Consider the following 12870-nt stretch of genomic DNA (forward strand, 5'->3'; position numbering starts at 1 on the left):
AGCCCGCCGCGCCCGGTGAGGGAAAACCGTCATGCGTTGGGATGATCTGCGCACGTCAGAAAATGTCGAGGACCGCCGCGGAGACGGCGGCGGTTTCGGCGGCGGCGGCGGAACCGGCTTCGGGCTCGGCGGCGGCCGGCTCGGCATCGGCGCGGTGATCGTGCTCAGCCTCGCCGGCTGGGCGCTCGGCATCGATCCGCGCATCCTCATCGGCGGCGCCGAGATGGTGTCGAACCGAGCTCCCACCCAGCAGTCCCGGCCGGCCTCGACCAGCCCGCCCGCGGACGACGCCGGCCGCTTCGTCGCCAAGATCCTGGGCGAGACGGAGGATGTGTGGTCGCAGGTCCTGCCGCAGCAGGCGAACCGGGACTACATCAAGCCGCGGCTGGTGCTGTTCTCCGGCGCGACCCAGTCTGCCTGCGGCTCGGCCCAGTCGGCCATGGGGCCGTTCTACTGCCCGGTCGACCAGAAGGTGTATCTCGACACGTCTTTCTTCCAGGACATGCAGCGCCGCTTCGGCGGCGGCGGCGACTTCGCCTACGCCTATGTGATCGCGCACGAGGTCGGCCATCATGTCGAGAACCTGCTCGGCATCCTGCCCAAGGTCCAGCAGGCGCAGCGCCGCGCCTCGGATCGGGGCGAGGCCAACAATCTCTCCGTCCGCGTGGAGCTGATGGCCGACTGCCTCGCCGGCGTCTGGGCCAACAAGATGAACCAGCGCCGCAGCAATATCGACGAAAACGACGTGCGCCAGGCCGTGGCGGCCGCGACCGCGATCGGCGACGACCGCCTGCAGCGCCAGAGCCAGGGCTATGTGGTGCCCGACAGCTTCACCCACGGCTCGTCCGAGCAGAGGGTGCGCTGGCTGACGACCGGGCTCAAGAACGGCGACGTCAGGACCTGCAACACCTTCCAGACGCAGCGGCTCTGAGGGCCTAGCGCCGGCCCCGGCGATCGATCATCGGGCTGGCCAGCCGCACGACCCGCGGAAGCCGGCGCGCGGCGAGCCGCTCGGTCGCCACGATCAGGGCGGCGGCCGGATCGGACCGGCCGAGCAGGCTGGCCCTGACATTGGCCAGCATGGCCTTGAGGCGGCCGCGCCCCCCACGCGCCGTCAGCGAGAAGGCCGCGCCCTGCGCCCCGTCGGGCGAGCCGGCCAGGAAGTCGGCGGCCTCCTCCATCCAGCCGCCGGCCGGGACGAGACCAGGCTCGATGACCAGCGACCACGCGCAGCGGGCCGAGGCGGCGCCGGCGGCCAGCATCTCCGGCCTGCCGCCCTCCGCCCGGACGAGAGCGCACCCGGCCGCGTCCGCCACGACGGCCACGAAGCCCGTCGTCTCGGGAGCGATCAGGATCACGTCGCGGACCACGCCCTCGGCCGCCGCCGGGACCAGCGCGGCGATCGTGTCCAGCAAGGCGGGCTCGTCGTCGAGCGCCGGGATCAGCACCGTCAGCATGCGCGGGCCTTAGCACGGCCGACCGGGTTGAGGAACGCGGGGCGGGGCCACCCTGGGTGGAGCGGAGAGGAACAAGTCAGGAACATCTTGCAAAAGATCACGTTCCGATGTCTGTTCTCTCTCTGTTCACAGATGGAATCAGCCGATGCTCAAGCTCCGGCCCGAACCCCGGCCCCTCAACTACCAAATCGGCGACGGCGTCACGGAGACCGACCTGGTCGACGCCGGGCGCCGTCGCGGACGGGGCGCGGTGTCCAACAAGTCGGGGCGCTTCGAGCCGATCGCGCGCGTGGTGGAGGACGACGGCTGGGGCTCGTCGGAGGACCTGCCGGCCTTCGTCACGCAGGTGATCGCCGAGAAGGCCAAGACCGTCATCACCCGCAACGAATCGCCTGACATCTCCTTCGATCGCTCGATCAACCCCTACCGGGGCTGCGAGCATGGCTGCGTGTACTGCTTCGCCCGGCCCACGCACGCCTATATGGGGCTTTCGCCCGGCCTCGATTTCGAATCCAAGCTCTTCGTCAAGCAGGGGGCGGCCGAACTCCTGGAGCGGGAGCTCGCGGCTCAGGGCTATGCCCCGCGCACGATCGCAATCGGCACCAACACCGATCCCTACCAGCCCATCGAGCGCGAGCATCGCGTCATGCGCTCGATCCTGGAGGTGCTGTCGCGCGCCAACCATCCGGTCGGGATCGTCACCAAGTCGGCCCTGGTCACCCGCGACATCGACATCCTCGGGCCCATGGCCGAGAAGGGCCTCGCCAAGGTGGCGCTCTCGATCACCACGCTCGACCCCAAGCTCGCCCGCACGATGGAGCCGCGCGCCGCGACCCCGGCGAGGCGCCTGGACGCGATCCGCCAGCTCTCGGAGGCGGGCGTGCCGGCTTCCGTGATGGTGGCGCCCATCATCCCGGCCGTGAACGATCCGGAGATCGAGGCCATCCTGGCCGCGGCGGCGGCGGCCGGCGCACGCGAGGCGGGCTATGTGCTGCTGCGCCTGCCTCACGAGGTGCGCGACCTGTTCCGCGAATGGCTCCTGGAGCATCATCCGGGCAAGCTTCGGCACGTGCTGTCGCTGATCCGCTCCACCCGCGGCGGCAAGGACTACGACGCCAAGTGGGGAGAGCGGATGACCGGTGACGGGCCCTATGCGTGGATGATCGGCCGCCGGTTCGAGATCGCCGCCGAGAAGCTCGAGCTGAACAAGCGGCGCCTGAAGCTGCGGACCGACCTGTTCACGCCGCCCAAGCGGGCGGGCGAGCAGCTCACTTTGTTCTGAGAAAACGCCAAGGGGGTCCAGAATGGCCGTCGCGCCCCGCATCAGCCTGATCACGCTCGCCGTCGCGGACGTCGCCGTGGCGACCCGCTTCTACCAGGCGTTGGGATGGCCGCTGTCTTCTGCGAGCCAGCCCGAGGCGTCCTTCTTCGACCTGGGCGGCCTCGTGCTGTCGCTTTATGGGCGCGCCGACCTCGCCCGCGACCTCGGCCAGGAGGTCGCGTCCGGCGCATCCGGCCCGGGCGCGGCCATGTCGCTCGCCCAGAACCAGCCGAGCCGGTCGGAGGTGGAGCGCGTCCTGGCCGAAGCCGCGGCGGCGGGCGGCGCGGTCATCAGGCCGCCGCATGAGACCCATTGGGGCGGTTACGTGGGCTATGTGGCGGATCCGGACGGCCATGTGTGGGAGATCGCCCACAACCCGTTCTGGCCGTTGGACGCCGAAGGCCGGATCGTCCTCCCGCCCCCCGCTCCCCGGGGCTGACGTTCCGAAGGCGCGGTATCGGACCGTTCGGCGGCGCAGCTCTTGAAACGGGCAGGGGACAGCGGGGATGACGGCCACCCGGCGCTTGCCCCCGGCCGCGAAGGGGCGAGGATGGCCGGATGCCGCGAATCGCCCGCACCGACGCCGCCGTCCCCGCCCAGGGTCAACCCAACAAAGGTCAGCCCGACCAAGGCCAGCCCGCCCCCGGCAAGTCCGGCGCCGGCGGGCGTCCCCCCAAGCCGGCCGCGGCGCCCGCCAGGCCCGACTACCGGCGGGAGCGCTCCCTGATGCGCAAGGGCTTCAGGCCCGTCGCGGGCGTCGACGAGGTCGGCCGGGGGCCGCTGGCCGGACCCGTGGTGGCCTGCGCGGTCGTGCTCGACCCCAGGCGAATCCCGGACGGGCTCGCCGATTCCAAGCTGCTGACGCCCGCCCGGCGCGACGAACTCTATGAGGAGATCCTGGCCACCGCGGATGTCGCGGTGGCGTCGATGTCGGCCGCCCGCATCGATGCGACGGACATCCGCAAGGCGTCCCTGGAGGCGATGCGGCGCGCTCTGCGCGGCCTCGTGCGGCCGCCGGGCTATATCCTGGTGGACGGGCGCGACCTGCCGGCCTGGGACGGCCCCGGCGAAGCTGTCGTCAAAGGCGACATGCTGGTCTGCTCCATCGCGGCCGCGTCCATCGTCGCCAAGGTCACGCGCGACCGGCTGATGATGCGCCTCGGCCTGCACTACCCCGTCTATGGCTTCGAGCGCCATGCGGGCTACGCGACCGCCGCCCACCGTTCGGCGTTGGCGGAGAACGGCCCGTGCCCGTTCCACCGCTTCACGTTCTCGCCGCTCGGCGGCGCAGTTGTTAATGAAGAATAAAGCATAGTATAGGCAAAAACTGCCTAGCATTGTTCTCATTCGAGACAACTTATTTTTGTCTTGGAAACTTGCCCTTTACCTTGGCGCCTGCACTCTGCCCCTCGTTCAGTTGCGTAAATGGTGTTGCGCCATGGGTACCCCGCGTACCGAGGCAGTCGACGTCGGATCCCGGAAAAATGTATCGCGTACCGGGCGTCCGCCGTCGTCACCTCGGATGGAGCGTTCCGCTCTCCCTCTCGACACCGTGCTGGTCGGCGACTGCGTCGCCGAGCTCGCGAAGCTGCCCGACGCGAGCGTCGACCTCGTCTTCGCGGACCCGCCCTACAATCTTCAGCTCGAAGGCGCGCTCACCCGTCCGGACCAATCGCTGGTCGACGCGGTCGACGACGACTGGGACAAGTTCGCCAGCTTCGAAGCGTATGATCATTTCACCCGCGCCTGGCTGCTGTCGTGCCGGCGGGTGATGAAGCCGACCGCGACCCTGTGGGTGATCGGCTCCTACCACAACATTTTCCGGGTCGGCGCGATCCTGCAGGATCTGGGGTTCTGGATTCTCAATGATGTGGTCTGGCGCAAGGCCAACCCGATGCCGAATTTCCGCGGCCGTCGCTTCACCAACGCCCACGAGACGATGATCTGGGCCACGAAGAGCGCGGACGCCAAGGCCTACACCTTTCACTATGATGCGCTGAAGGCCGGCAACGAGGACCTTCAGGTCCGCTCGGACTGGTATCTCCCCCTTTGCACGGGCGGCGAGCGGCTGAAGGATGCGCAGGGGCGCAAGCTCCACCCCACCCAGAAGCCTGAAGCGCTGCTCGCCCGGGTGATGATGTCGTCGTCCAATCCCGGCGACGTGGTGCTGGACCCCTTCTTCGGCAGCGGCACCACCGGCGCGGTGGCCCGGCGCCTGGGGCGCAGCTTCATCGGCGTCGAGCGTGAGCGCGGCTATGCGGATGCGGCGCTGGCGCGCATCGCCAAGGTCGAGCCGCTGCCCGCCGACGCCCTCGCGCTGCCGCCCGAAAAGCGCAGCGAGCCGCGCATCCCGTTCCTGTCCGTCGTGGAGGCGGGGCTGCTGGCGCCCGGCGCGGTGCTCACCGACGAGCGCCGGCGCTACCAGGCGGTCGTGCGCGCCGACGGCTCATTGTCGCTGGGCGACCTTGTCGGATCGATCCACAAGATCGGCGCGCTGGCCCAGGGGCTGCCCGCCTGCAATGGCTGGACCTTCTGGCACACCGGCGGCGGCGGCGCGCTGAAGCCCATCGACGACCTGCGCAAGTCCATCCGCACCGCGATGGCGGCGGCCTGACCGGTCGGCTCAGCCGCCCTCCAGGCCGTGCGCCACCACCTTGCGCATCACGGTCGGGAGCGCCTCGCCGGCCAGCCCCGCGATTGGGACCCAGCGGCAGCCTTCCGGCGCGGCCGTCCCTGCCGGCAGGTCCGTCCGATAGACGGTGAGATGCAGCGGAAAATGCGTGAACACGTGCTCCACCACGCCGGGCAGGCGCCGCCATTCGGCGCGGATCGGAGCTGACGCGCCGGGCGCCTCCTCGGCGAAGTCCGCAGCCCAGGCGCTGGTGGGCGCCTCGGTCATGCCGCCGAGCAGCCCTTTCGGCGGCCGGGTCCGCACCAGGATGAGGCCGTCCTGCGTCACCGCCACATAGGCGGCGCCGCGCCTCAGCGCGCCGGTCGTCTTCTTGTCCTTGAAGGGGTAGATCTCCGGCGCGCCCTCGGCCCGCGCCTGGCAGGCCGACCGCCAGGGGCAGAGTCCGCAGGCCGGGCTCTTCGGGGTGCAGATGGTCGCCCCGAGATCCATCATCGCCTGGGCGAAGTCGCCCGGGCGCGCATCGGGGGTGAGCCCGTCGACCAGGTCGCGGATCAGCGGCTTGGCGCCGGGCAGCGGCCGCCGCACCGTATAGAGGCGCGTGGCGACGCGCTCCACGTTCCCGTCCACCACGATGGCGCGCCGGTCGAACGCGATGGACGCGATCGCCGCCGCCGTGTAGGCGCCGACGCCGGGCAGGCTGCGCAGCTCGTCCTCGTTCGCCGGAAAACGGCCGCCGAACCGCTCGACCACGGCCTTGGCGCAGGCATGCAGGTTGCGCGCGCGCGAATAGTAGCCGAGTCCGGCCCAGGCCTTCATGACCTCCTCGGCCGGCGCCTCGGCCAGGGCCTCCACGGCGGGGAACAGGGTCAGGAAGCGCTCGAAATAGGGCTTCACGGCCCGCACCGTGGTCTGCTGGAGCATGATCTCCGACAGCCAGACCCGGTAGGGGTCCGGGACCTGTCCGGGCAGGGATCGCCAGGGCAGGGCGCGGCGGTGCCGGTCGTACCAGGCCAGCAGCGCGGCCGGATCCGGCCGTTCCGCCACAGACGCGGCGACAGGGTTTGCGGGGGAGGATCGAGGGGCTACCATGCGGGCCTGTGTAGCCGCGCTCCCGCCGGCCGTGAAGTGAGCGGATCGTCGCCTGTGAAGAAGAAGCCAGCGCTCCGCACCCTCGCCGACCTCGTGGACGACTGCATCGCCCCGGCGCTGGCCGCGCAGGGCTTCGCGGCGTCGGACGTCGTGGTCGCATGGCCGGAGATCGTCGGCGAACGGCTCGCGCCTTATTGCGAACCGGTGAAGATCCAGTGGCCGCGCAGGCCCAAGGGCATGGGTCCGGACGAACCGTCCGACCCGGCCATCCTGGTCGTGCGGGTGGAGGGCGCCTTCGCGCTGGAGTTGCAGCACCTCGCGCCGCTGATCGTGGAGCGCGTCAACACGCGCTATGGCTGGCGCTGCGTCGGCCGGCTCAGCTTCCGGCAGGGGCCGGTCGGACGGGACCGCCCGGCCAAGCCCGCCGTGCGCCTGCCGGACGCCCCCACCATCGAGGAGGCGCGCCGCCGGGTCGGCGAGCTCGCCGACGAAGGCCTGCGCGAGGCGCTCGTGCGTCTCGGGGCCGGCGTCATGGCCCGCCGCGACGGGTGAAGCGCGCCGGCGCAGGCGCGCTTTCGTGACTGGCGCAGGCGACTGTTGTCTTGCCACATTCGTGCTGGCCCTTCACAGTCGCCGGATTCAAGACAAGCGGCCGTCTGGGCCGCCTTCCTGCATTAAGGAGAGCTTTGTGATCACGACCCGCCGCACCGTCGTTCAAGGGATCGCCGCGCTCGGTCTCGCGGCCGTATCGCCGGCCTTTCCGGAAGCGGCCTTCGCGCAGTCGCCGACCGCAGCCGATCTCGGCGTGGCGGGCCCGTTGGGCGACGTCTGGCTCGGCAGCGCTGACGCCAAGTGCACCATCATCGAATATGCGTCGATGACGTGCTCGCACTGCGCCCATTTCCACGCCACCACCTGGCCGGCGCTGAAGTCCAAATACATCGACACCGGCAAGGTGCGCTTCTCGCTGCGGGAGTTCCCGCTCGACCCGCTCGCCACCGCCGGCTTCATGCTCGCCCGGTGCGACGGCGCCGACAAATACTACGCCGTCACCGATCTGCTGTTCTCCAAGCAGCGGGACTGGGCCTTCACCGACAAGCCGGTGGACGCCCTCTCCAAGCTGATGAAGCAGGCCGGTTTTACACAGGAAAAGTTCGAGTCCTGCTTGAAGAACCAGCAGATCTATGACGCCGTGAACTGGGTCAAGGATCGGGGGGCCGAGAAGCTGGGCGTCAACTCCACCCCCACATTCTTCATCAACGGGCAGGTTCAGCGCGGGGCCATCACGATTGAGGAGCTCGACAAGATCCTCGCTCCGCTCGTCGGGGGCTGAGGGCCAGGCCGGCGCCGCCGCGGCGGACCGGCCGGCGTCGCGGGCCTGCGCCGCCGCGCCGGTGAGAGGTAATTGTCTCGGGCCGATCGCGGCGGGCGCGGCATGAAGCTGACCCGCCTGCGCCTCGTCGGCTTCAAGACGTTCGTCGAGCCGACCGACTTCCTGATCGAGCCGGGCCTCACCGGAGTCGTGGGGCCGAACGGCTGCGGCAAGTCCAATCTGGTCGAGGCGTTGCGCTGGGTGATGGGCGAGAGCTCCTTCAAGAGCCTGCGCGCCTCCGGCATGGACGACGTCATCTTTTCCGGCTCGGGCAGCAGGCCCAGCCGGAACACCGCCGAAGTCGCGCTGCTGGTCGACAACTCCGACCGCGGCGCCCCGGCCGCCTTCAACGACGCCGAGAGCCTGGACGTCTCGCGCCGGATCGAGCGTGAGTCGGGCTCGACCTATCGGATCAACGGCCGCGAGGTGCGCGCCCGCGACGTGCAGCTCCTGTTCGCCGACGCCGCCACCGGCGCGCGCTCGCCCGCGATGGTGCGGCAGGGCCAGATCGGCGAGATCATCGCCGCCAAGCCCCAGGCGCGCCGGCGCATCCTGGAGGACGCCGCCGGCATCGCGGGCCTCCATTCCCGCCGCCACGAAGCGGAGATGCGGCTGAAAGCCGCGGAGGACAATCTCCTGCGCGTCGAGGACGTGCTGCAGCAGATCGACGGACAGGTGGAGAGCCTGAAGCGGCAGGCCCGCCAGGCCTCGCGCTACCGCTCTCTGGCCTCGGACATCCGCCGCGCGGAGGCGCTGCTCCTTTATATTGGCTGGCGCGAGGCGCGCGACGGCGTCGCGGCGGCCGAGCGCAAGGTGGAGGCCGATCTTCGGCTCGTGGCGGAGCGCACCGCCGAGCAGGGCAAGGCCGCCCGCGACCAGGCGGTGGCCGCCCACGCGATCCCGGGTCTGCGCGACGCCGAAATCGCTGCGGCCGCCGCCCTGCAGCGGCTGACGCTCGCCCGCGACGCCCTCGACGCCGAGGAGAAGCGCGCGGGCGAACGCGCCGGCGAGCTGGAGCGCCGCGCCTTCGAACTCACCCGCGACGCGGCCCGCGAACGCGCCCTGGTGGACGACGCCGCCTCCGCGCTGGAGCGTCTCGCCGCCGAGGAAGAGGGCCTTGGCGACGACGCCGAAGGCGCAGCCGAGGCGCAGGCCGAGGCTCGCGAGCGCCTGGCCGAGCTGGAGGACATCCTTTTCGACTCCGAGGCCGCTCTCGGCGCCGCGCAGTCGGCCTTGGCTGACCGGAACGCCAGGCGCTCGGCCGCCGAACGCGCTCTCAGGGAGGCTGACGAGCGGATCGCGCGGCTGACCCGCGAGGCCGAACGGGTGGGCCGCGACCTCGCCGCGCTCGACGCCAGCCTAGGCGGCGACGTCGACCTCGCCGCGCTCGAGGCCGAGATGGAGCAGGTCGCGGAGTCCTACGCCGAAGCCGAGGACCGGGCGCAGGCGGCCCGGGCCCAGCATGCGGCGGCCCGCGAGGCGGCCGATCGGTTGCGGGGCCCCGCCCAGGAGGCGGACCGCCGGGCGCAGCGGCTGGAGACCGAAGCCCGCACCCTGGAAAAGATGCTGGCCTCGGGCGGCGGCGAGAAATGGCCGCGCGCCATCGACAGGCTCAGCGCCGAGCGCGGCTACGAGGCGGCGCTGGGGGCGGCGCTGGGCGACGACCTCGACGCCTCGATCGACCCCGCCGCGCCGGCGCATTGGGCCGAGACCGGGGCCGGGGAGGGCGACCCCGCTCTGCCCGCCGGCTCCCGCCCGCTCTCCGAGGTGGTCGCGGCTCCGGCCGCGCTGGCCCGCCGCCTGCGGCAGGTTGGCGTGGTGGACCGGGCGCAGGGCGCCGTCCTGCGCGCCTCCCTGAAGCCGGGGCAGCGCCTCGTGTCGCGCGAAGGCGATCTCTGGCGCTGGGACGGCCTGACCTCCGCCGCCGAGGCGCCGACGCCGGCGGCCCGCCGCCTCGCCGAACGAAACCGGCTCGGCGAGCTCAAGGGCGAGGCGCAGGAGGCGCGAGAGGCGGCCGAGCGCCTGCGCCACGAAGGCGAGATCGCCGACGCGGCCGTGCGGGCGGCCGCGCGGGACGAGACCATGGGCTTCGAGACCACGCAGATGATGCGCCGCGGTCTCGACGCGGTGCGCGAGAGGCTGGCCGCCGCCCAACGCCGACGCGGCGACGCGGCCGCCAAGCGGTCCGCCATGGCGGAGGCGCATAGCCGCCTCAACGCCGAAGCCGAAGACGCGCAGGCGCGGCGCGAGGGCCTTGCGGCGCAGCTCTCCGACCTCCCGGGCGCGGCCGAACTCGAGGCCGGGCTGGAAACGGCCCGCCAGCGCGCCGCGCAGGATCGACAGGCCGCCAACGAGGCCAGGATCCTGGTCCAGAGCGTGCAGCGCGAGGTCGAGATGCGGGCGCGCCGGCGCCAGGCGATCGCCGCCGAGAGAGACGCCTGGACCGAGCGCCGCCAGCGGGCGCTCGGCCAGATCGACGAGATCGAGCGCCGGCAGGCGGAGGTCGGGGAGGAGCGCGAAACCTTGCGCGAGGCGCCCGAGCAGTTTCTCGAGCAGCGCCGGCTCATCCTCACCGGGATCTCCGAGGCCGAATCCGCCCGCAGCCTGGCCCGCGACCGGCTGGCGGAGGCCGCCGAGATCCACACGGCCGCGGACCGCCTCGCCCAGGAGGCGCTGGCGGCGCTCGCCGCCGCCCGCGAGGAGAAGGTCCGCTCCGAGGCGCGGCTGGAGGCCGCCCGCGACCGTTTCACCGAGATCGTCCGGGCCGTCGCCGAGCGCCTGGACGCGCTCCCGGACCAACTCCCCGACCTCAGCGGCGTCGCGCCCGGCGCCGACCTTCCCGACGCCGCCCTGGTGGAGCGCCGGCTGGAGACGATGCGGGGAGACCGCGAGCGCCTGGGCGCCGTCAATCTTCGGGCCGAGGAAGAGCTGACGGCCGTCGAGACGCAGCGCGACGCCCTGACGGGCGAGCGCGACGACCTCACCGAAGCCATCAAGCGCCTGCGCACGGCCATTCAAAGCCTGAACAAGGAAGGGCGCGAGCGCCTCCTCGCAGCCTTCGCGGTCGTGCAGGGTCATTTCGAGCGCCTGTTCACCAGCCTGTTCGGCGGAGGCACGGCCCAGCTCGAACTGATCGAATCGGACGACCCGCTCGAGGCGGGCCTGGAGATCGTCGCCCGGCCGCCCGGCAAGAAGCCGCAGACCATGACGCTGTTGTCCGGCGGCGAGCAGGCGCTGACCGCGATCGCGCTCATCTTTGCGGTGTTCCTGACGAACCCGTCGCCGATCTGCGTGCTCGACGAGGTGGACGCGCCGCTGGACGATTCGAATGTCGAGCGCTACTGCGACCTCCTGCGCGACATGGCGCGGGAGACCGAGACGCGGTTCCTCGTCATCACCCACAATCCCATCACCATGGCCCGCATGGACCGCCTCTTCGGCGTCACCATGGCCGAGCGCGGCGTCAGCCAGCTCGTTTCGGTGGATCTCGGCCTGGCCGAGAAACTCGCCGAGGCGGTCTAGGACGGCGGCGATCCGAGGCCGCGGCTGGGCTGCGCAACCCTGGACCGGCAGGGCGGCGAGCACCCGGCCCTCAACCTGTGAAGGCCAATGTTCCGTCCATTCGTCGAAGGCGGGATTTTTGGCTTAAAATCAGAGACTTACCGGTTAACGCCCCATTCTTGACACCCGCCGGACCGGAAACTATGGTGCGCGCGACTTTCAGGGGGGCGCCAGGGCGGCGCTCCGAACCCGGGAGCGCGGCTTCGCCCATGAGTGACGGAACGCCGAACGGGAACGGAGACAAGGCTCGCGCCTCGCAGGACGTCGAACTCTCAGCCAGGCTCGATCGTCTGGGCAAGCGGCTTGACCAAGTCCGGGAGACCGGGCAGGAGCAGCAGCGTTCCCGCGAGACGAGCGGAGGGGATCCCTCCGCGATGGGCAAGGCCTTCCGTTTGTCGACGGAATTCGTGGCCGGCATCATCGCGGGATGCGGTCTCGGCTGGGCTTTCGACGCCATGGTGGGCTCCAAGCCGTGGGGTCTGATCGTGGGCCTGATGCTCGGCTTCGGCGCGGGCGTCTGGAATGTGATGCGGGCGTCCGGCTTCACCCGGCCGCCAAAATCTTAAAGGCCCCGGAGGCGCCGTCGCCTGCGGGTCGTTTGAATGCAAGGCTGCTTCGGCGGCGATCAGCGTGGACCACTCCCGGTCAGCGCGGAAGCGAGAGAGGGCCAGACCGGCCATGGCCGATCCGATCCACCAGTTCCAGCTGAAGTCCTACACGACCCTTGGCCACATCGGTCACCAGGAGATCGTGTTCACCAATTCAGCCCTTTTCATGCTGATCGCGGTGGGCGTCATCACCCTGTTCATGCTGTGGGGAACGAGCGGCCGCACGCTGGTGCCGGGCCGCATCCAGTCGATGGTGGAGCTCTCCTACGAGTTCGTGGCCAACACCGTCCGAAGTTCCGCCGGCAATGAGGGGATGCGGTTCTTCCCCTTCGTGTTCTCGCTGTTCATGTTCGTGCTGATCCTGAACCTGGCGGGCCTGATCCCGTACAGCTTCACGGTCACCAGCCACATCATCATCACGGCCGCGCTGGCGCTGCTCGTCATCGGCGTCGTCATCGTCTACGGCGTGATGAAGCACGGCACGCATTTCTTCGGCCTCTTCGTGCCGAGCGGCGTGCCGCCGGTGATGCTGGCCATCCTGGTGCCGATCGAGATCATTTCCTTCATCTCGCGGCCGATCAGCCTCTCCGTGCGTCTCTTCGCCAACATGCTGGCCGGCCATATCGCGCTGAAGATCTTCGCGGGCTTCATCGGCTCGCTGCTCGCCGCCGGCGCCTGGGGGATCATCTCCCCGCTTCCGCTGGCGCTGACGGTGGCGCTCACCGCCCTCGAGGTCTTGGTCGCCGTGCTGCAGGCCTATGTGTTCGCCACGCTGACCTCGATCTACCTCAACGACGCTCTTCACCCCGGTCACTGAACTCCACCCCGAC

At 70.7% G+C, this 12870-nt stretch carries 12 protein-coding genes; 10 read left to right on the plus strand and 2 right to left on the minus strand.

All coding sequences use genetic code 11. The annotated features are described in order from the left end of the window. The first annotated feature begins 31 nt into the window (after nucleotides 1–31). Entirely contained in the window at nucleotides 32–931 is a 900-nt protein-coding gene (locus tag ABEG18_RS02950) for a neutral zinc metallopeptidase (RefSeq protein ID WP_406856607.1), read from the plus strand. A 4-nt stretch (nucleotides 932–935) separates the two neighbouring features. On the opposite strand, the gene ABEG18_RS02955 is transcribed toward ABEG18_RS02950, so the two are convergent. Continuing rightward, a complete protein-coding gene (locus ABEG18_RS02955; RefSeq protein ID WP_406856608.1) occupies nucleotides 936–1457 on the minus strand; it encodes a glycosyltransferase in 522 nt (173 codons plus the stop codon). Between the two features lie 145 nt (nucleotides 1458–1602). Between ABEG18_RS02955 and ABEG18_RS02960 the strand changes: the two genes are divergently transcribed. The 4 genes from ABEG18_RS02960 (at nucleotide 1603) to ABEG18_RS02975 (ending at nucleotide 5392) form a co-directional block, all read left to right on the plus strand. After that, entirely contained in the window at nucleotides 1603–2739 is a 1137-nt protein-coding gene (locus ABEG18_RS02960; RefSeq protein WP_406856609.1) for a PA0069 family radical SAM protein, read from the plus strand. A 22-nt stretch (nucleotides 2740–2761) separates the two neighbouring features. Then, on the plus strand, nucleotides 2762–3217 hold the full coding sequence (locus tag ABEG18_RS02965) for a VOC family protein (RefSeq protein ID WP_406856610.1): 456 nt from the start codon (nucleotides 2762–2764) through the stop codon (nucleotides 3215–3217). Nucleotides 3218–3504: 287 nt separating this feature from the next. After that, complete coding sequence (locus ABEG18_RS02970) at nucleotides 3505–4086, plus strand: ribonuclease HII (protein WP_406858521.1); 582 nt, start codon at nucleotides 3505–3507, stop codon at nucleotides 4084–4086. 130 nt (nucleotides 4087–4216) lie between these two features. Beyond that, complete coding sequence (locus ABEG18_RS02975; protein ID WP_406856611.1) at nucleotides 4217–5392, plus strand: site-specific DNA-methyltransferase; 1176 nt, start codon at nucleotides 4217–4219, stop codon at nucleotides 5390–5392. 9 nt (nucleotides 5393–5401) lie between these two features. On the opposite strand, the gene mutY is transcribed toward ABEG18_RS02975, so the two are convergent. Continuing rightward, nucleotides 5402–6499 carry an A/G-specific adenine glycosylase gene (gene mutY, locus ABEG18_RS02980; protein ID WP_406856612.1) on the minus strand — a complete coding sequence of 366 codons (1098 nt, stop codon included), beginning with the start codon at nucleotides 6497–6499 and terminating at the stop codon, nucleotides 5402–5404. A gap of 54 nt (nucleotides 6500–6553) precedes the next feature. Here mutY and ABEG18_RS02985 point away from each other — a divergent pair, with 54 nt between their 5' ends. From ABEG18_RS02985 to ABEG18_RS03005, 5 genes are all read left to right on the plus strand, one after another. Then, nucleotides 6554–7051, plus strand: coding sequence for a DUF721 domain-containing protein (locus ABEG18_RS02985; RefSeq protein WP_406856613.1), 498 nt, complete (start codon nucleotides 6554–6556; stop codon nucleotides 7049–7051). A gap of 136 nt (nucleotides 7052–7187) precedes the next feature. Further along, nucleotides 7188–7832, plus strand: coding sequence for a DsbA family protein (locus ABEG18_RS02990; protein ID WP_406856614.1), 645 nt, complete (start codon nucleotides 7188–7190; stop codon nucleotides 7830–7832). 102 nt (nucleotides 7833–7934) lie between these two features. Further along, on the plus strand, nucleotides 7935–11393 hold the full coding sequence (locus tag ABEG18_RS02995) for a chromosome segregation SMC family protein (RefSeq protein WP_406856615.1): 3459 nt from the start codon (nucleotides 7935–7937) through the stop codon (nucleotides 11391–11393). 248 nt (nucleotides 11394–11641) lie between these two features. Further along, nucleotides 11642–11998 (plus strand): AtpZ/AtpI family protein, encoded by a 357-nt coding sequence (locus ABEG18_RS03000; RefSeq protein ID WP_406856616.1) that lies wholly within the window; start codon nucleotides 11642–11644, stop codon nucleotides 11996–11998. A 112-nt stretch (nucleotides 11999–12110) separates the two neighbouring features. After that, nucleotides 12111–12857, plus strand: coding sequence for a F0F1 ATP synthase subunit A (locus tag ABEG18_RS03005; RefSeq protein WP_406856617.1), 747 nt, complete (start codon nucleotides 12111–12113; stop codon nucleotides 12855–12857). Nucleotides 12858–12870: the final 13 nt, after the last annotated feature.

Origin of the sequence: Alsobacter sp. KACC 23698, assembly GCF_045348435.1 — a bacterium.
In the GTDB taxonomy this organism is placed as follows: domain Bacteria; phylum Pseudomonadota; class Alphaproteobacteria; order Rhizobiales; family Beijerinckiaceae; genus Alsobacter.